20 protein-coding genes, 2 tRNA genes, 1 pseudogene and 1 riboswitch are annotated in these 18,697 nt (G+C 50.4%); of the genes and pseudogenes, 22 read left to right on the top strand and 1 reads right to left on the bottom strand.

Annotated features, from left to right (window positions below; translation table 11 throughout):
- Nucleotides 1-136: 136 nt before the first annotated feature.
- The 13 genes and pseudogenes from VV089_RS22445 to VV089_RS22505 all read left to right on the top strand — a co-directional run bounded on the left by VV089_RS22445 (nt 137) and on the right by VV089_RS22505 (nt 12,278).
- Complete coding sequence (locus VV089_RS22445; RefSeq protein ID WP_172541064.1) at nt 137-1,501, top strand: sensor histidine kinase; 1,365 nt, start codon at nt 137-139, stop codon at nt 1,499-1,501.
- Between the two features lie 3 nt (nt 1,502-1,504).
- The gene (locus VV089_RS22450; RefSeq protein ID WP_334337480.1) at nt 1,505-2,254 is read left to right on the top strand and encodes a LytR/AlgR family response regulator transcription factor; all 750 of its coding nucleotides are present in this window, start codon (nt 1,505-1,507) and stop codon (nt 2,252-2,254) included.
- 160 nt (nt 2,255-2,414) lie between these two features.
- Nucleotides 2,415-3,452 carry a CPBP family intramembrane glutamic endopeptidase gene (locus tag VV089_RS22455; protein ID WP_334337481.1) on the top strand — a complete coding sequence of 346 codons (1,038 nt, stop codon included), beginning with the start codon at nt 2,415-2,417 and terminating at the stop codon, nt 3,450-3,452.
- 87 nt (nt 3,453-3,539) lie between these two features.
- A riboswitch (THF riboswitch) is annotated at nt 3,540-3,649 on the top strand.
- Between the two features lie 200 nt (nt 3,650-3,849).
- Entirely contained in the window at nt 3,850-4,410 is a 561-nt protein-coding gene (folE, locus tag VV089_RS22460) for a GTP cyclohydrolase I FolE (protein ID WP_334337615.1), read from the top strand.
- Entirely contained in the window at nt 4,407-4,883 is a 477-nt protein-coding gene (locus tag VV089_RS22465; protein ID WP_334337482.1) for an HD domain-containing protein, read from the top strand. The genes folE and VV089_RS22465 overlap by 4 nt, the downstream gene beginning before the upstream one ends.
- Before the next feature lie 11 nt (nt 4,884-4,894).
- Nucleotides 4,895-5,716, top strand: coding sequence for a dihydropteroate synthase (folP, locus tag VV089_RS22470; RefSeq protein WP_334337483.1), 822 nt, complete (start codon nt 4,895-4,897; stop codon nt 5,714-5,716).
- A gap of 28 nt (nt 5,717-5,744) precedes the next feature.
- Nucleotides 5,745-6,571, top strand: a pseudogene (folK, locus tag VV089_RS22475) (2-amino-4-hydroxy-6-hydroxymethyldihydropteridine diphosphokinase).
- 275 nt (nt 6,572-6,846) lie between these two features.
- On the top strand, nt 6,847-7,593 hold the full coding sequence (locus VV089_RS22480; protein ID WP_334337484.1) for a PTS mannose/fructose/sorbose/N-acetylgalactosamine transporter subunit IIC: 747 nt from the start codon (nt 6,847-6,849) through the stop codon (nt 7,591-7,593).
- Between the two features lies 1 nt (nt 7,594).
- Nucleotides 7,595-8,398 (top strand): PTS system mannose/fructose/sorbose family transporter subunit IID, encoded by an 804-nt coding sequence (locus tag VV089_RS22485; protein ID WP_172540558.1) that lies wholly within the window; start codon nt 7,595-7,597, stop codon nt 8,396-8,398.
- A 313-nt stretch (nt 8,399-8,711) separates the two neighbouring features.
- On the top strand, nt 8,712-9,194 hold the full coding sequence (locus VV089_RS22490; protein ID WP_334337485.1) for a PTS system mannose/fructose/N-acetylgalactosamine-transporter subunit IIB: 483 nt from the start codon (nt 8,712-8,714) through the stop codon (nt 9,192-9,194).
- A gap of 42 nt (nt 9,195-9,236) precedes the next feature.
- Nucleotides 9,237-10,847, top strand: coding sequence for a gamma-glutamyltransferase family protein (locus tag VV089_RS22495; RefSeq protein WP_334337486.1), 1,611 nt, complete (start codon nt 9,237-9,239; stop codon nt 10,845-10,847).
- 326 nt (nt 10,848-11,173) lie between these two features.
- Nucleotides 11,174-11,719, top strand: coding sequence for a chromate transporter (locus tag VV089_RS22500; RefSeq protein WP_172541329.1), 546 nt, complete (start codon nt 11,174-11,176; stop codon nt 11,717-11,719).
- Nucleotides 11,712-12,278: a chromate transporter gene (locus VV089_RS22505; RefSeq protein ID WP_334337487.1), complete on the top strand. Its 567-nt coding sequence runs from the start codon at nt 11,712-11,714 to the stop codon at nt 12,276-12,278. The genes VV089_RS22500 and VV089_RS22505 overlap by 8 nt, the downstream gene beginning before the upstream one ends.
- A 158-nt stretch (nt 12,279-12,436) precedes the next feature.
- Here VV089_RS22505 and VV089_RS22510 read toward each other — a convergent pair whose 3' ends face one another.
- Nucleotides 12,437-13,165 (bottom strand): GntR family transcriptional regulator, encoded by a 729-nt coding sequence (locus tag VV089_RS22510; RefSeq protein WP_172541327.1) that lies wholly within the window; start codon nt 13,163-13,165, stop codon nt 12,437-12,439.
- A gap of 186 nt (nt 13,166-13,351) precedes the next feature.
- Between VV089_RS22510 and tsaE the strand changes: the two genes are divergently transcribed.
- The 9 genes from tsaE to VV089_RS22555 all read left to right on the top strand — a co-directional run bounded on the left by tsaE (nt 13,352) and on the right by VV089_RS22555 (nt 18,676).
- A complete protein-coding gene (tsaE, locus tag VV089_RS22515) occupies nt 13,352-13,813 on the top strand; it encodes a tRNA (adenosine(37)-N6)-threonylcarbamoyltransferase complex ATPase subunit type 1 TsaE (protein WP_334337488.1) in 462 nt (153 codons plus the stop codon).
- 22 nt (nt 13,814-13,835) lie between these two features.
- Nucleotides 13,836-14,567: a tRNA (adenosine(37)-N6)-threonylcarbamoyltransferase complex dimerization subunit type 1 TsaB gene (gene tsaB, locus VV089_RS22520; RefSeq protein WP_334337489.1), complete on the top strand. Its 732-nt coding sequence runs from the start codon at nt 13,836-13,838 to the stop codon at nt 14,565-14,567.
- The gene (gene rimI, locus VV089_RS22525) at nt 14,560-15,009 is read left to right on the top strand and encodes a ribosomal protein S18-alanine N-acetyltransferase (protein WP_334337490.1); all 450 of its coding nucleotides are present in this window, start codon (nt 14,560-14,562) and stop codon (nt 15,007-15,009) included. Before tsaB ends, rimI begins: the two co-directional genes overlap by 8 nt.
- Nucleotides 15,010-15,233: 224 nt before the next feature.
- Nucleotides 15,234-15,482, top strand: coding sequence for a hypothetical protein (locus VV089_RS22530; protein ID WP_334337491.1), 249 nt, complete (start codon nt 15,234-15,236; stop codon nt 15,480-15,482).
- Nucleotides 15,483-15,594: 112 nt separating this feature from the next.
- Nucleotides 15,595-16,509 (top strand): ribonuclease Z, encoded by a 915-nt coding sequence (locus VV089_RS22535; protein WP_334337492.1) that lies wholly within the window; start codon nt 15,595-15,597, stop codon nt 16,507-16,509.
- Nucleotides 16,510-16,594: 85 nt separating this feature from the next.
- The gene (gene tsaD / locus VV089_RS22540) at nt 16,595-17,626 is read left to right on the top strand and encodes a tRNA (adenosine(37)-N6)-threonylcarbamoyltransferase complex transferase subunit TsaD (protein WP_334337493.1); all 1,032 of its coding nucleotides are present in this window, start codon (nt 16,595-16,597) and stop codon (nt 17,624-17,626) included.
- Nucleotides 17,623-18,399 carry a 2-C-methyl-D-erythritol 4-phosphate cytidylyltransferase gene (ispD, locus tag VV089_RS22545; RefSeq protein WP_334337494.1) on the top strand — a complete coding sequence of 259 codons (777 nt, stop codon included), beginning with the start codon at nt 17,623-17,625 and terminating at the stop codon, nt 18,397-18,399. The genes tsaD and ispD overlap by 4 nt, the downstream gene beginning before the upstream one ends.
- Before the next feature lie 54 nt (nt 18,400-18,453).
- A tRNA-Ser gene (locus tag VV089_RS22550) sits at nt 18,454-18,539 on the top strand.
- A gap of 47 nt (nt 18,540-18,586) precedes the next feature.
- Nucleotides 18,587-18,676 (top strand) — tRNA-Ser (locus tag VV089_RS22555).
- Nucleotides 18,677-18,697 lie beyond the last annotated feature (21 nt).

Below are 18,697 nucleotides of genomic sequence, written 5' to 3' on the forward strand. Positions count from 1 at the left end.
GGCAAGAGAGGCTGAGCGGCGGAAGTCTTGTTTCCTGCCAATGAGTTGAGAAGGGACAAGCTTTTAAAAAACAGAATTGAATTACATAACAAATTTGATATAATAAAGAGAAATCGGGAAAGGAAGAGGAACTGCTATGAGCTTTCTACAAGTTGTATCTGCAAATATTTTAAGTATGGCCGTCACTTTACTCTTCTTCCTCTGGATGTCCGGCATTCTCCTGGGCCGTATTCCAAATCGGGGGATCCGGCATAGGAGTGCATATATCCTGGCTGCTCTGTTCGGGGTGCTGCTGCTTTCAACTGTTGGGGCTGTCTGTTACCGGACTGGCTTCTGGCGTCTTCCCTATAGCATAGGCACTATTGCCTGGCAGTACTTTAATCTTGTATGCTGGGCTCTGATTCTGCGCATTGCGTATAAGGTTTCCTTTCGGGATTGCTGCCTTAGCGTACTGATGATCGAGATTTTGGGCTCCTATGGCGATCTGCTTTCCCAATTATATCTGTACGGGAGATTTTTTGATCTTAGGATTGCCTCACAGCGTTGGGAATATCTCTTCTGGATGTTTGGAATAAGGCCGTGCTGCTTTCTGCTCTGCGGCCTGGTCATTGTAAAATCCGGCATTGCAAAGATATACCGCCAATGGCTGCAGCAGGAAAAAATACACAAGGGGATTCTGCTCCTTCTGGGACTTTATCCGGTTTACGGCGAGGCTTTAGACCATGTGATAAACGATCCGGAAAAAAACCGGGCATACCTTCTTCTTCCTTTTGTTATGCTTCTGGTGATTCATATGATTTTCGTTTATGTGGGACGGGACTGGCAGCAGAAGCAGTATATTCTGGCTCAGCAGGCCAACTTAAGACAGCAGGCTATTTACATAGAAAAAATGGAGCAGATCCAGGAGGAGCTCCGCCGGTTCCGCCATGATTTTAGAAATATGACAGCCGGCATGTATCTCCAGGTAAAGGAAGGAGATATGGATGCAGTCCAATCCTTTATCCAGGAAATGACAGAGGATTTTGACCGGCAGGCAGGCGACCAGATCCGTCTCCTAAATCAGCTGGCCAATGTACATATGGTAGAGATCAAGGGTCTCCTTCTGGAAAAGCTGGCCCGGATGCAAAAAGAAGAAATACATTGTGAGCTGGAGGTGCTGCGGCCCTTTGAGAGAACCCGGATGCGGAGTACAGATCTGTGCCGGTGTCTTGGCATCCTTATGGACAATGCTGTGGACGAGGTCCGGGGGAAAGAGAATGCAAAAATTCATCTGATGATCAGCAGTCAGGACGGCTGTACCACCTTTCGGATCAAAAATACCATGTATCATGGGGTAGACTTTCAGAAGCTTGGAACAGCCGGCTACACCACAAAGGGAGAAGGCCGCGGGATTGGACTGGAAAGCTATCAGAGGATACTGGGAAGGTATGATTTTGTCTTCCCCTTCACAGCCATACAGGACGGCTGCTTTGTGCAGGAGCTGAAAATCCAGGAGGTTTAACATATGCTGCCAATCTATATATGCGAGGACGAAGAGGCCATCCGGAATGCGGAACGCGCCTGGCTGGAAAAGAAGATTCTCATAGAGGGTCTGGATATGGAAATAGCCCTGTGTACAGAAAGCCCCAAGGAGCTTCTAAAGCATCTGTCCGGGGAACAGAAACGGGGAATCTATTTTCTGGATGTGGAGCTTAAGGGCTCCTCCATGGACGGCTTCCAGCTTGGACAGGAAATACGGAAAATAGATGCCAGAGGCTTTCTCGTCTATGTCACGGCCTTCCAGGATCTGGCCTTTGAGACCTTCCGCTACCATCTGGAAGCCCTGGATTACATCTGCAAGAAAAATCCGGAGAAAATGTACGAAGGACTTTCCCACTGTCTGAAGGTAATAGAAGAACGCGTGAGCCGGGAACAGGGAGAGCAGCAGGAATACTTTACCGTCAAGACCCTGGATGTAGTCCGTCATATTCCGCTTAAAGAGATCCTTTACTTTGCCACAGCCGGACGCACCCACCGGATTGAACTTCACGCCCGGCAGGAGCGCCTGGACTTTATCGGCAGCATCCAGGAGCTGGAGGAAAAGCTGGGACAACAGTTTATCCGGATTCACAGAGCTTACCTGGTGCGCACAGACGAGATTGCCCAGGTGAATCTGAAAACAAAAGAGGTTGTTTTAAAAAACAAAGAGCGCTGCCCCTTTTCCAGAAATATGAAGCAGAAGCTTCTTGAGCGTATGGCCGGGCAGCCTTTATGAGAAGCTGCTTCTGTTCAGGCAGTAAAAAAACCATCTGGGCATTTTTCATCCATCTGAAACGGCTGTGTGATAAAATAAGCCATGTGTCCGGTGAGCAGGGCATTCGTCCCTTGTTCGCTGAAGGCGGCAAAAGAATCATAACAGAAAGAAGTGGTATGAAATGACAGAAACAGCAAAAACAAAGAAGCAGTTCCTTATCTTTCTCCTAATCGCTTACGGGGTAACATATGTGATGGGAATTCTCACCTGGTACGGAAGCACCATACCGGTGGAAATGAGCATATTTCCCAGTGCTCAGATGTTCTACCCGGCCGCCGGCGTCATGCTGGCGTATATGCTCACGGAAGAAAAGGACAGTCTTGTTCCCAAATGGTTTTATGCCTGCTTTTTACTGGTGACGGCTGCTATGATAGCCTTGTGCATATTGTCTGTGGCAATGCCGCAGCAAACCGTCACTATGATGGAGCAGAGCGTTTCTCTGTGGGCCGTGCTCAGCCAGTACGTGATCATAGGCGGAAGCATCCTCTGCTGGATTCCCCTTCTCCTGTCGGGAAAGAAGCGAAGAGCCGCCTACGGCCTTGGGTGGAAGAAATGGAAAGCCTCCTTTTTCTGCATCCTGGTATTTTTACTGCTCTATTTTGGCCGCGCCGCCGCTGCTTACGCAATGGAGGGCGAACCGGGGGCTATCCTGGAGATTCTGGCAGATCCCAGCGCGTGGATTTATATGCTTTTCCTGGTGGTGAATTTCTTCCTTGCCTTTGCGCCGTTTCTTGGAGAAGAATACGGGTGGCGTTATTACCTGCAGCCCCTGCTTCAGAAACGCTTCGGCATGCGCGCCGGTGTGCTGGTTCTGGGCGTGGTATGGGGCGTGTGGCATGTGTTCCTGGACTTTTTTTACTACACGACCCCAGACCGGGGATTGGTTATGCTGATCTCCCAGATGATCACCTGCGTGGCCTTAGGTATCTTTTTTGCCTGGACTTATCTGAAGACAGACAATATCTGGGTTCCGGTGATCCTGCATTTTCTGAATAATAATCTGACGCTGGTGATTGCCAATGATTATTCTGTGGAAGTGCTTGAAAATCAGCAGGTAACATGGGCCATGATCCCTTCGGCTCTCATCTTGAACGGGATTTTCTTCGGTCTGTTTCTATTATCGAAAGAGTTTCGGAGATCCCATGATAAAAAGCTATAGATCTTTTTCCCACACTATGCTATAATACCCTCAGCCGGCAGAGAAAGGCAGCCGGCTGAGGGTAATTTATTAACATTTAGAATAATATGCAAAATAGGTTTTCATGCGTCAAGTGTTCAGCGGATGGGGAGTTGCCGCCGAAACGAAAAGCAGGCAGGGAATGTCAGTCTTACGATATGATTACCGCACCCGTTGCAGCAATATAAGATCGCATCTCATATTGTGGAGGGATATTTCGTCATATGTTCTGTCACATTATGGAGATGCTTTTTTGATCCGCGGATTGTGGCCGGATGCAAAAAGAGCAGTCTCCAGGAATTATGTTCCGCAATACTTTACAGGCACATGTCTTTAGGCTGAAATGTATGGCGGCTCAGAGAAAGGGGGCTCTTTTTTGATGATGGATTACGAGAAGATAAAAGCCGGTGTCAGGCTGATGCTTGAGGGAATCGGCGAGGATGTGGAACGTGAGGGTCTGCTGGAAACACCAGACCGGATTGCCCGGATGTGTGCGGAGATTTACGGAGGCCTTTATGAGGATGCGGCTGTGCATCTCAAGAAACAGTTTACGGCCGGGCGCAATGATATGGTGGTGGAAAAGGATATCACTTTTTATTCTACCTGTGAACACCATCTGCTTCCTTTTTATGGAAAGGCTCATATTGGCTACCTGCCGAATGGAAAGGTTGTGGGCTTAAGCAAGCTGGCCAGAACCGTGGATGTCTTTGCCAGAAGGCCCCAGATCCAGGAGAAGATGACGGCCCAGATAGCGGAGGCCCTGGATGAGAGCCTCAACCCCCAGGGGGTCATCGTGATGATTGAGGCAGAGCACACCTGTATGACTATGCGCGGAATCAAGAAGCCGGGAAGTAAGACCGTGACCCTGGTAACTACCGGAGTGTTCCAGGACAATGCAGAGCTTCAGAACCGGTTTCTGGCACTGGTGCGCCAGCCATGAACCGTGTAAATGCCGTCTGGCAGCATGAAACCTATCAGAGCTGCCTTTCGAAGCTGAAAGCCTGGGAGGAAAAACGGGAATTCTGCCGCCACACGCCGGAGCATTTTCTGGATGTGGGCCGGCTTACCTGGATTCTGGCCTTAGAGCAGGGGATTCCGGCCAAAAAAGAGATTGTCTATGCAGCGGGACTGCTCCATGATATCGGCCGTTTCCGCCAGTATGAGGAGGGGATCCCCCATGAGCAGGCAAGCGCAGAGCTGGCGGAGCAGATATTGAGGGACTGCGGATTTGACGAGGAGGAGCGGGAGCAGATACTGGAGCTGATATGGGAGCATCGGACAAAGGGACAGGAGGAAACCCTGGCAAGCCTCTTTTACCGGGCCGACAAGCTGTCCCGAAGCTGCTATTCCTGCCCGGCAAGAGAGAAATGCGACTGGCCAAAGGAGAAGAAGAACCTGGAGATTCGCATCTAAAGGAGATTGATATGAGAATTGGAGACAGAAGCTTTGACACCACAGAACATACCTATATTATGGGCATCCTCAATATAACTCCGGATTCCTTTTCTGACGGCGGCAAATGGAACACCCTGGACGAAGCCCTGGGCCATGCAGAGCAGATGGTTAAGGACGGGGCCGATATTGTGGACATCGGCGGCGAATCCACACGGCCCGGCCACGAGCAGATTACCGAGGAGGAAGAAATTGAACGGGTAGTCCCGGTGATAGAGGCAGTGAGAGCGCGGATAGACGTTCCCATTTCCATTGACACCTACAAGGCTAAAGTGGCAGAGGCGGCTGTAAAAGCCGGGGCGGATCTGGTGAACGATATCTGGGGCCTTAAGTACGATCCCAAGATGGCCGGACTGATAGCAGAGACAGGAGCGGCCTGCTGCCTGATGCACAACAAGGAGAAGGCAGAATACGAGAACTTTTACCAGGACATGCTGCGTGAAACCCGGCAGTGCGTTGAGATAGCGAGGGCGGCGGGCATTGCCAGCGACAAAATCATCCTGGATCCGGGAATCGGTTTTGGAAAAACCTATGAGATGAACCTGGAAACCCTTCACTATATGGAGCGTTTCCATTCCCTTGGTTATCCAATGCTCCTTGGAACCTCAAGAAAATCCGTCATCGGCCTGACCCTTGGCCTGCCGGCGGATCAGAGAGAGGAAGGGACGCTGGCGACGACGGTGATAGCGGTAATGAAAAAGTACGCCTTTGTACGGGTTCACGACGTAAAGGCTAATAAACGCGCCATTCAGATGACAAAAGCAATTTTAGCGGCAGGGCCGGAGGAATCCTAAACAGAAGCGCGTCGATATGGAGGAACATATGGATCGGATACACATAAGAAATCTGGAGGTTTTTGCAAAGCACGGCGTATTTCCGGAAGAAAACGTTCTGGGACAGAAGTTTGTAATCTCGGCCGTTCTTTACACTTCCACCCGTGAGGCCGGACAAAAAGACGATCTCACAAAATCCATTCACTACGGGGAGGTCAGCCACTTTATCCGCCGTTTTCTTGAGGAGCATACCTTCTTGCTTCTGGAAACAGCAGTGGAAAGGCTGGCAGAGGAGCTGCTGCTTAAGACCGAGCGTCTGGAAGGCGTGAGACTGGAGCTCAAAAAGCCCTGGGCGCCCATCGGCCTGCCCCTGGAGGATGTTTCCGTAGAAATTGAGCGGAGCTGGCATACGGCTTATATTGCCTTAGGCTCCAACATGGGAGATAAGAAGGCATATCTGGATCTGGGAGTGGAGGGCCTTAGGCAGACAAAGGGCTGCCGTGTTTTGGCCGTATCCGATTATCTGGCCACAGAGCCCTACGGCGTGAAGGAGCAGGACGAGTTCCTGAACGGAGCCATGAAGATACGCACAATTCTTCCGCCCCATGAGCTCCTTGACCGCCTTCACGAGATAGAACAGGAGGCCGGAAGGGAGCGGATTGTCCGCTGGGGCCCAGGACGCTGGATCTGGACATTTTGCTTTACGATGATTTGATTCTGGATGATGAAGAGCTTCACATTCCGCATATTGAGATGTACAAGAGGGATTTCGTGCTGGAGCCTCTCTGCCAGATTGCTCCTTATGTGCGCCACCCCGTATACAACCGGACGGCATTGGAGCTTTTGGAGGCTTTAAAGAGCAAAGCACAGCAATAAAAACAGAAGCAGGAAATAGATATCAGAAACAGGAGTTTTGCATGACAGGAAGCATGCAGGGCTCCTGTTTTTTCGGCTCTTCCTACCCTCCGTGTTTCCGTTAATGTCTCTTTGTGAACTAAATGTACATATAAATCAAAAATATATGGACAAATAAAAGGAATGATGTTATGATTGAACTACAAAGCACAGGAAACAGAGTGTAAGCAAGGGCCCGCAAATACTCAAATCCTTGGAGATGGAATAATGAATTTATTTTTACGAAGGAGGTATTTATGAGTTTTTCAACAATTTTTATTATCAGCTTTCTTACAGGCCTGACCTATTTTCTGAGAAGATTCCTGGGAGACTGTCAGCTGGAAAGGCCTCTGGTTCTGGGGCCTGTTGTGGGCTTGGTATTGGGGGATTTTCGGACAGGCCTGGAAGTGGGAGCCTCCCTGGAGCTGGTATTTATGGGGGCGCAGGCTATCGGCGGAAGCGTTCCCTCCAATGTGGCCATCGGAAGCGCCCTGGGAACAGCCATTGCCATTACATCTAAGACCGGACTGGAGGGAGCTATGATGGTGGCGGTTCCGGTTGCAGTTGTGGCAAGTACCTTTGAGATGTTTGCAAAGACCTTCTGCGCTTTTTCGGTTCACCTGGCGGACAAATACGCAGAAAAAGGCGACTGGAAGGGAATCAGCTTAATGGTTCATGCAGGAAACGCCTTTCACTTTCTGGCGTATTTTATTCCTACGCTTTTGGCCTTGTACCTGGGGGCGCAGTATGTAACCGATCTGATGAATGCAGTCCCGGCGAACATCATGTCCGGAATCAAGGCTGTAGGCAGTCTTTTGCCGGCCCTGGGCTTTGGGCTTCTGCTGAATAACTTAAGCACAAAAGAATTTATGCCCTACTTTTTTATCGGTTTTGCCATTGCGGCTTACATACCAAGCTTTGGAGTTATGGGCATCGCATTTTTGGGAACCGCCTATGTGGCGCTGTATGCATTCCGCAGATTAAATCAAGAGGAGGAGGCTTAATATGGGGGAGAAGATTTTAACCAAAAAGGATTTGACGAGATTGTTTGTCCGTTCCAATGCCGTTCAGTCTGCGTTCAATTTTGAGCGTCAGCAGGCCCTTGGCTTTGAGTGGGGCATGATACCGCTGATCAATAAGCTGTACCCAAACCGGGATGACCGCATAGCGGCCTACAAGCGTCATCTGGGATATTTCAATTCCCATCCCTGGACCTGCGGCCCGATTTACGGCATGGTTGCCTCCATGGAGGAGCGGAAAGCCCTGGGCGAGGATGTTCCCGAGGAGAATATTACAGCCGTAAAGAGCGCATTGATGGGCCCCCTGGCAGGTATCGGAGACTCCCTTTTCTGGGGGACCCTGCGGCCCATCGCCGCCGGTATCTGCGCCTCCCTGGCACTGAGCGGAAACGGGATTGCGCCCCTTATCTTTGTTCTGCTTGTCAACGCCATTCATTTTGGTGTACAATACTGGGGCGTTATGGCAGGATACAATTTTGCGGATCAGTTTATGGAGAAGATGCAGAGCTTCCAGATCAAGGCCTGGATGGAGGCCGCAACGATTCTGGGACTGATTGTAGTAGGAGGGCTGGCCGCCACCTGGCTGAATGTGACCACGCCCCTTACCTACACTACAGGAGAGGCAAGCGTTGCGCTCCAGGCAACACTGGACAATATTTTCCCCAAGCTTCTGCCGTTAATCTGCACCCTTGGCGTTTACGGCGTGCTGAGAAAAGGAAAGAGCACCATGTGGGCCATGTGCGCCATCATCATCATCGGCTTTGTCCTGGGCTTTATCGGGGTTCTCTGATTGAAACAGGCCCATCAAAAAGATACAGCTTTGAAGCTGCCGGGCGCAGATCCAGCCGATTTGCCTCTGGCAGCTGCCCTTTCGAATAAAAGTTTCTCTCAGAACCAGTGTGTCGAAGCGGCTTTACCCTTTAGAGCTGTCGCGCAGCGACTTCAAATAGTTTAGCTAAGAAATGCAATGGTAAAGCCGCAAAGGCGCACGAGAGAAACTTTTATGAGTGCCCTTTCGAATAAAAGTTTCTCTCATAACCGGTGTGTCGAAGCGGCTTTACCCTTTAGAGCTGTCGCGCAGCGACTTAGAATAGGAGAATTGTATGGGATTACAACTAATAAGAGTAGACGAACGGCTGATTCACGGGCAGGTTGCCCTGGGATGGAGCCGGGCAAGAGGTATTGATACCATTATAGCAGTGGACGATAAAGTGGCAAAGGACAGCTTTCAGTGCTCCCTTTTGAAAATGGCCACCCCCGCAGGCGTGAAATCCTTTATTCTGGATGAGGATCATGCGGAAGAGAATATCAAATCCGGAAAGTACGACAGAAAGAAAGTCATGCTTCTGGTAAAGGGTCCCCGGACTCTTCTGGACTTGCTGAACCGGGGAATTGAAATCAAGGAAGTCAATATAGGCAATCTGTGCTCCGCAGCCGGAAAGGAAAAGCTTCTGAGCCACGTATATGCAGATGAGGAGGAGCTGAAGCTCTGGAAGGAGATTTCCGAGAGAGGCGTGAAAATGTACGCCCAGACCGTTCCGGATTCCCCCAGTGCGGATTTCAATGAGGTTTTAAGAAAACTGTAACAGTCGGATATTCTTGAGAAAGGAAAAAATAAAAATCACATTATGAATTTTGACGCAATACATCAGCCTTATCAATTAAGCCGGTACAGTGTGGCTGCCGGAAACGGAATGGTCTGCAGCAGCAGCGCCCTTGCTTCGTCAGCCGGTCTGGAGATGTTGAAAAAGGGAGGAAACGCAGTGGATGCGGCGATTGCAGCCGCAGCCGTCCTGTGCGTGGCAGAGCCGGTCAGCAATGGATTGGGCGGCGATGCCTTTGCTATCGTATGGATGAAGGACCAGATGTATGGATTGAACGCATCGGGATGCAGTCCGGAAGGCATTTCCGTTGAAGAAGTTCAAAAGAGAGGTTATCAAAAGATTCCCAAGAGAGGATGGCTGCCTGTGACTGTGCCGGGACAGCCGAAGGCCTGGGCTGCGCTTTCCAAGCGGTTTGGAAAGCTTAAGCTTTCCGAGGTTTTAGAGCCGGCGATCACGTACGCCCGGCAGGGAGTTCCGGTTTCGGCCGCAGTCGCCTTTCTCTGGGATAAGTATGTAAAGAAAGATTCCCGGGAGTTCGGGAAGGACAAGTCTTTTAACGAGTGGTACCGTATGTTTACAAAGGACGGAAAGCCCTATGAGTTTGGAGAAATAGTCAGATTCCCCGCCCTGGCAAGATCCCTGCGCTTAATCGGAGAGACAAAGGGAGACGCTTTTTACTACGGGGAGATAGCGGATAAAATAGATGCCCAGAGCAGACGCGACGGCGGATTTTTACGAAAATCAGATCTGGAAAAGTACGAGGCGGAATGGGTGGAGCCTATCTCTGTCAATTACCGGGGAGTGGACGTCTGGGAAATTCCCCCCAACGGGCAGGGCATCGTCACCCTTATGGCCTTGAACATCCTTAAAAATTTTGATATAGCAGCCATGAAGCCGGAGGAGATTTCACATCTGCAGTTTGAAGCCATCAAAATGGCGTTTGCAGACGCTTTGGCAACCGTTACGGATTTGGCGGATATGCGCACGGATTACCATGCATATCTCAGTGAAGCCTATGGAAAGAAGCGTTTTGCGGAGATTGGAGAAAAGGCCGGGCTTCCAAAGACCGGAAAACCGCCTAAGAGCGGAACGGTGTATCTGTGCACTGCGGACAAGGAAGGAAATATGGTATCCTACATCCAGAGCAACTATATGGATTTCGGCAGCGGAATCGTGATTGAGGATTACGGTGTTTCCCTGCAGAACCGCGGTTACGATTTTTCTCTTGATCCGGAAAATATTAATGTTCTCATTCCGGGGAAAAAGTGTTATCATACAATTATCCCCGGTTTTCTGACACAGAACGGCCGTCCCATAGGACCCTTTGGTGTCATGGGCGGTTATATGCAGCCTCAGGGACATCTGCAGGTTGTTATGAATCTGCTCGACTTTCACCTGAATCCCCAGATGTGTCTGGATGCTCCCAGGTGGCAGTGGAAGGAAGGGCTAAGCTTTAAGGTTGAGCCTGGCTTTGAGCCGGAATGGATGGAGTCTATGAGCCGCCGGGGACATCAGATTGAGGTGGCGGAGAACCGTTTTTCCTTCGGCCGCGCAGAGATGATTGTGCGCATGGAAAACGGGATTTACGTGGGAGCGACAGAATCCCGTACCGACGGATGCTGCGCCGCATATTGAGAAAATGGGTGTGTCGAAGCGACTTTACCCTTTAGTGCTGTCGCGCAGAGACTTCAAATAGTTTAACTAAGAAATGCTATGGTAAAGTCGCAAAGACGCACGAGAGAAACTTTTATGAGAGCCCTTCCGAATAAAAGTTTCTCTCATTACCGGTGTGTCGAAGCGACTTTACCCTTTAGTGCTGTCGCGCAGCGACTTAAAAACAGTAATATCCCTCACAGTGCACAAATCAATTTACAGACGCATGCTTTCTGCGGCTGGAAATTGATTTCATACAAGTGTACTGGGAGGGATATTACGGAACTCAAAATAGGAGGCTTGTTGTAATGAAAGTGTTGTTGCAGTTGTATACGGCATGGTTTAAAATGGGACTTTTCACCTTTGGCGGCGGCTACGCCATGCTTCCCATGATTCAGAGGGAGGTTATTGAGAAATACCACTGGGCCACAGAGGACGAGATCATGGATTACTATGCCATCGGACAATGCACGCCCGGAATTATCGCAGTAAATACGGCTACCTTTGTAGGCTATTATCAAAAGGGAGTGCTGGGCGGAATTGCAGCCACTCTCGGCGTTGTGAGCCCTTCCGTTATTATCATCGGGCTCATTGCTTCTCTTATTTCCAATTTTGCGGAGCTGGCAGTGGTGCAGCATGCCCTTCTGGGCATCAATGTAGCCGTGTGTGTGCTTATGATTGAGGCGATTACGAATCTGTGGAAGAAAAGCATCAAAAATATTGCGGCCTTCTGCGTATTTGCCATGGCACTGCTTCTGTCTGCACTTACAAGCGTTTCTACCGTATGGCTTGTGATTCTGTCGGGAGCTCTTGGAATCTTAATGAGTAAGGCGGGGTGGTTGAAGCATGAATAATCTGGGACTGCTGATCTGGGAATTTTTAAAAACGGGACTCTTTGCCGTGGGAGGAGGCCTTGCGACCATACCCTTTTTGAATGAAATGGGAGTGCGGTACGGGTGGTTTACCATGGAAACGCTGTCAACGATGATTGCGGTTTCCGAGTCTACGCCTGGCCCCATCGGCATTAATATGGCTACCTACGTGGGATATTCCGTGGCGGGAGCCGGAGGAGCCGTAGCGGCGACCTTAAGCATTGTTACCCCCAGCATTATTGTAATCTGTATTATTGCCAATTATTTCCAAAAATTTAAGAATGCAAAGCTGGTGAAGATGATTTTTGCAGGCCTGAAGCCGGCGGTCGTAGGCTTTATCGTCTCTGCCTGTCTGAATCTCTTTGTCTCTACCCTGCTGCATGCGGAAAAGGGGCTGGACGCCGGAATCGGGCAGCTGTTTAACTGGAAATGCATCTGCCTTTTTGCGGTGCTTTACGCTGCGAAAAAGAAGTTTTCCAAGCTGCATCCAATCGTGATCATTGTTGCGGCTGCTGCGGCAGGCATTATATTTTCCTTTTAAGGCAGAGAGGCATCCTGCGCCCAAAGGGCGTGGAAGGCTTTTATCCAAAGAAAATGGGAAAGTCAAGGATTCTACAGCAATAAACAAAAAGAGGGTCTGTCGGGAAGTGCAGCATCAGACATTTCTGATGTCATATTTCCCGACAGACCTCTGTCTTTTTATTGACTGAAAGACGAAAAAGTATATTCATAGAGATCGGATCGGTAAAAGGATGAAGTGTAATGAACCGGAGTGTTCTTATCCGAATAGCGGATGGAAACACTGTTTAAGAGAGCGCGGCTTGTGGACTGGAGAATCCGGATCTGTTCGTCGCTCCCCTCAATAGCGCGCAGTCTTGTTACAAAACCATTTACCTCGATGCCGCATTCCTTTGTATAGGCGTCGATGGAAGAAACCATGGAATTCAGATCAGGGTTTGGAAGGTAGTGGGTAGGAATATATGTGTACTGGAGGGCAATGGGAGTTCCGTTCCCCGTGCGCAGCCGGGAAATGAGATAAAGGGTCTCTTTTGGGGAAATCTTCAATTCCTCCGCCACGTTGGGAAATTCCTCCCCCGTGACAACCCTGAATTCCAGAAGCTGGCTTGCGGCAGTCATTCCGATATTCTGCATATCTTCCGTGAAGCTCATTTTCTTTTGTATATTTCTGTTTACCGGCCTGGAGGAAACAAAAGAACCTTTGCCGGGAATGCGCTCTATAATACCACGGACAGCCAGCTCGGCCAATGTGTTGTGAACCGTCTGCCGTCCAAAATGAAACATGTCTACCAATTCGGCTTCCGAAGGAATTTTATCGCCTACTTTCAAATTGCCTTTGCTGATTTCGGAAATCAGATAATTCTCCAGAGTCTGCTTTTTGGATGCGCTTCGTTTGTTACCGTTCGTCATAGCTGTCTCCTTTCTCGTAGATATTAACACATTTTCCCATATAAGACAAATGCAAAATCGTGTTCCCATGGCGTATTGCAAAACAGGTATGATTATGTTATAACTTTTACAGACTACTACATTTGAAACATGCAAGGATACAGGGCCCGGGCGGCGCCTGGCATAAAAGGATAAGGAAGATACCCTATGATCATAGAGACATTTTCAGAACAGGAAACAAGAGCCTTCGGAGAGCGCTTAGGCGTCCGGGCAGAGCCGGGAAGCATCTATACGCTGACCGGTGATCTCGGTGTGGGAAAAACCGTATTCACCCAGGGCTTTGCCAGAGGGCTGGGAGTGGAAGAGCCTGTGAACAGCCCGACCTTCACCATTGTCCAGGAGTACGGGGAAGGCCGCCTTCCTTTCTATCATTTCGATGTATACCGCATTGGAAATGTGGACGAGATGGATGAGATAGGCTGCGAAGATTATTTTTACGGCGGAGGCGTCTGCCTGATTGAGTGGGCGAATCTTATAGAAGAGATTCTGCCAAAGGAACGAATTGCCATAACCATAGAGAAAGACTTAAACAAAGGCTTTGACTACCGGAAAATCACTGTCGAAGGCGGCTGGGAGCAGACAGGGCAAGAGGTCCGGATAAAATATTGAGGTATTGGAATAGAGGTATGATATGAAGGTTTTAGCATTGGACAGCTCCGGGCTCGCGGCCTCTGTGGCTGTCGTGGAAGATGACGGAGTAAACAGCAATCTGCTGGCAGAATACACAGTCAATTACAAAAAGACGCATTCCCAGACCCTGCTCCCCATGCTGGATGAAATAGCGTCCATGATAGAGTTGGATCTAAACACCCTGGACGCCATTGCGGCGGCAGCCGGTCCTGGTTCCTTCACAGGCCTGCGGATCGGATCGGCCACGGCAAAGGGCCTGGGACTTGCCCTTGACAAGCCCCTGGTGCACATTCCTACCGTAGATGCCCTGGCTTACAATCTCTATGGAACAGACCGGCTCATCTGCCCTCTGATGGATGCCAGAAGAAACCAGGTGTATACGGGAATCTATGAATTTCAAAATAACTGCCTTCATGTGCTGGAGCCTCAGATGGCAGTCAGTATCCAGGAGATAGCGGAAAAACTCTGTGCGCTGGGCCGGGAGGTTATTTTTCTGGGAGACGGGGTGCCCGTATACCGAAGCCCTCTGACAGAAGTCCTGATGGCGGGGCAGCAGTTCTCCTTTGCGCCGGCTCACATAAGCCGCCAGCGTGCGGGAGCCGTAGGAATGCTGGCCCTGCAGTATATCCGGGAAGGAAGGATCGAGACGGCTATGGAGCACAGGCCCGACTACCTGCGTCTGCCCCAGGCGGAACGGGAACGGGCGGAAAAGGAAGCAAAGAACCATGAGTGAGCTGATAATAAGGCGGATGAAGGAAGAGGATCTTGCCCAGGTATGCGCCATAGAGGAAGAAACCTTTTCTATGCCCTGGTCCAGGAGCTCCTTCCAGGAAACCCTTTCCTATTACCATACCCTGTTTCTGACAGCGGAGCTTGACGGGGAGATTGCAGGCTACTGCGGCTGCTATCAAAGCCTGGAGGAAGCGGAGATCACCAATATTGCAGTAAAGCGCCAGCTTCGGGGCCATGGAATCGGCCGGAGGCTTCTGGAGGAGCTGATGCGCATTGGGAAAGAGCAGGGGGCTTTCGCCTACACCCTGGAGGTACGGGTAAGCAACCAGGCGGCCATTCATTTGTACGAAAGCCTTGGCTTTGTGTCCTTTGGCATCCGCAAAAATTTTTACGAAAAGCCAAAAGAAGATGCCATGATTATGTGGCGGCATTGGGAAGTATAGGATACGTGAAGGAAATTCGTTACTGGGCGGAGTGAACAGTAACGGAAATTCGTGGTTGTAAGCAATTCCCACTATCTGTACATGAAATTCTTATGTAAAATAGAACTGCAGCAGACAGAATCTACACTTGAAACCACATATGTATCCGGCATGGAAGCCGCAGGATAGGGCCGGGTACAGAGTGTTTTGGGCAGTATGCAGAGCAGATAGGGAGGACAGGCAGTATGCGTGAGTACAAAAAGGAAGAAACAAAGGTTTTGGAGCGGATCGTTTGCAACGGATGCGGCAAGGTCATTGCCGTAAAGCACGGAATGCCCATGGAAGGGGTACTGGAGGTGCGCCAGGTATGGGAATATATGTCCGGCAAGGACGGCCGCATGGACAGCTTTGATCTGTGCGAGGAGTGCTACGACCGGATGACAGAGCAGTTTCAGATTCCGCCCGCCACAACGGAAGTGGTGGAACTGATATAAGCAGAGAGGGCTGTCAAAAGCGGCCCTGTACATAGAGAATACCCTGTCGATTACGCCCAGAGAGACGAAGGAATTCAAGTGTTTACAATAAGGAAAGTATGGAGAGTTGGAAATGTTAGATGTATGTTTGCTGGGAAGCGGCGGAATGATGCCTCTTCCGTATCGCTGGCTCACAGCGCTGATGACCAGATACAATGGAAGCAGCCTGCTCATTGACTGCGGCGAAGGAACACAGATTGCGATTAAAGAAAAGGGATGGAGCTTTAAGCCCATTGATATCATCTGCTTTACCCATTTTCACGGGGATCATATCAGCGGCCTTCCGGGCCTTCTTTTGACCATGGGAAATGCAGAGCGCACAGAACCCTTGACCTTGATTGGTCCCAAGGGCCTGGAGCGTGTAGTAAATGCCCTGCGTGTGATTGCGCCGGAGCTGCCGTTTCCCATAGTGTTTATAGAACTGACCCAGGCGGAGGAAGAGCTGTGCCTGGGGGGCTATCGAATCAAGGCCTTTCGGGTGAACCACAATATCACCTGCTACGGCTATTCCCTGGAGATCGACCGGGCCGGAAAGTTCCAGGTGGAGGAGGCCGTAAAGCGTCAGATTCCCAAGCATTACTGGAGTAGGCTTCAAAAGGGCGAGACCATTGCCACAGAGGAGGGAATTACCTACACGCCGGACATGGTTATGGGTGCTCCGAGAAAAGGAATCAAGGTCGTATACTGTACCGACACACGGCCCACAGCCTCCATTGGAGAAAATGCAAAGAATGCGGATCTTTTTATCTGCGAGGGCATGTACGGAGAGAAGGGAAAGGAAGCGAAGGCGGCGTCCTATAAGCATATGACCTTTTATGAGGCGGCGAAGCTGGCAAAGGATGCGGATGTAAAGGCCCTCTGGCTGACCCATTACAGCCCCTCCCTCAACCGGCCGGAGGAGTACATGGACGAGGTGCGCCGGATCTTTCCCAGGGCCGAGGCAGGGAAGGATCGGAAGTCCATAGAATTGGACTTTGAGGAAGCGTAAAAAACGGCGATGATTCATATCCCTTTTGCACAAGCATCCGGGATCCGGAAAACGGAGGCTTTCAGAGGGTGGAATGGAGACTGATATGAGCGAACAAAAAGATATTTATATTCTGGCAATTGAAAGCTCCTGCGACGAGACGGCCGCTTCCGTGGTGAAGAACGGCCGCTGTGTGCTGTCCAATGTGATTTCCTCCCAGATTGAGCTTCATAAGCTTTATGGAGGAGTGGTGCCGGAGATTGCTTCCAGAAAGCACATTGAGAAAATTAACCAGGTGATTGAGGAGGCCCTTGCCCAGGCGCAGGTTACTTTGGATGATCTGGATGCCATTGGCGTGACCTACGGCCCGGGACTGGTGGGAGCCCTTCTTGTGGGCGTGGCGGAGGCTAAGGCCATCAGCTATGCCAAAAAGCTGCCCCTGGTGGGCGTCCATCATATTGAAGGCCATATTTCTGCTAACTATATTGAAAATCTCGATCTGGAGCCGCCCTTTATCTGTCTGGTGGTATCCGGGGGGCACACCCATCTGGTAAGGGTGAAGGATTACGGTGTCTACGAGATTCTGGGACGCACCAGGGATGACGCGGCCGGGGAGGCCTTTGACAAGGTGGCCAGGGCGATCGGCCTTGGTTATCCCGGCGGCCCGAAGATTGACAAGCTCTCCAAAGAGGGAAATCCCGAGGCCATTGCATTTCCCAGGGCTAAAATTGCGGATTCCCCCTATGATTTCAGCTTCAGCGGCGTGAAATCGGCGGTTCTCAATTATCTGAACAGCTGCCAGATGAAGGGGGAGGCGGTGAACCGGGCGGATGTGGCGGCTTCCTTTCAAAAAGCGGTCTGTGATGTTCTGGTGGAGCATGCCATGGGAGCTATGAAAGAGCTTGGAGGAGATAAACTGGCCATTGCCGGCGGAGTGGCTTCTAATTCTACGCTGCGCGCCGCCTTTGCAGCGGCCTGCGGGAAGGAAGGGATTCGCTTTTACCACCCTTCGCCGATTCTCTGTACGGATAACGCGGCTATGATCGGGGCGGCGGCCTACTATGAATATCAGAAAGGTGTGCGGCACGGGCTGGATCTCAATGCGGTGCCGAATCTGAAATTGGGGGAACGGCAATGAGGGAAGAGGAAAATAAGGATAAGCTAAGAAGGCGCTGCACGGCTGTTGTTTTGGCGGCGGGACAGGGAAAGCGCATGGGAGGGAAGGTGCAGAAGCAGTATCTGGAGCTTCATGGAAAGCCGATTCTATATTATTCTCTGGCGGCTTTTCAAAATTCTCCTCTGATTGACAGTATCATTCTGGTAACAGGCCCGGAGCAGATGGCCTGGTGCAAGGAGGAGCTGGTACATAAATACAATCTGACCAAGGCGGACACCATCACCACTGGCGGAGCGGAGCGTTATACCTCTGTGTGGAACGGGCTGCAGGTGATTGAGGAGGATATGACCCAGGCAGACCGGGAGGGGATCGTATTTATCCACGACGGGGTGCGTCCTTTTATAGATGAGGGGATCTTAGCGAGAACCCTGGAGGCGGCTTCCGAGTACAAAGCCTGTGTTGCGGCTATGCCTGTAAAGGAAACCATCAAGCTGGCGGATGAAAATGATTTTGTTGAAAGCACCCCGGCCCGGAACCGGCTCTGGGGAATTCAGACGCCCCAGGTATTTGATTTTCCGCTGGTCTTTGGGGCTTACCGGGCAGCCATAGAGAGCGGCCGCACAGACATGACGGATGATGCTATGATCGTGGAGAATTTTACGGATGTAAAGGTGAAGCTGGTGGAGGGCTCCTACGAGAATATTAAGATTACAACACCCGGGGATTTGGGGATTGCGGAGGCATTTTTAGAAAAGCAAAAAAATCTTAAAAAAGCTGTTGACATGGAAAAATAAAGGTGTTACAATACTAATCGTCGCCACGCAAAGGCGGTATAAAAGTCAGAGTGTGGAGAGGTATCGAAGTGGTCATAACGAGGCGGTCTTGAAAACCGTTTGTCCGAAAGGGCGCATGGGTTCGAATCCCATCCTCTCCGTTTATTACCACAAAAGGTATCATTCGATTTTAGAAATCGAGCATCTTGGAGAAGTACCCAAGCTGGCCGAAGGGGCTCCCCTGGAAAGGGAGTAGGTCGTTAATAGCGGCGCGAGGGTTCAAATCCCTCCTTCTCCGTTAAGCTTAAAATTTATTGTT

It is taken from the genome of Candidatus Merdisoma sp. JLR.KK011 (genome assembly GCF_036941125.1).
Lineage (GTDB): Bacteria > Bacillota > Clostridia > Lachnospirales > Lachnospiraceae > Laedolimicola.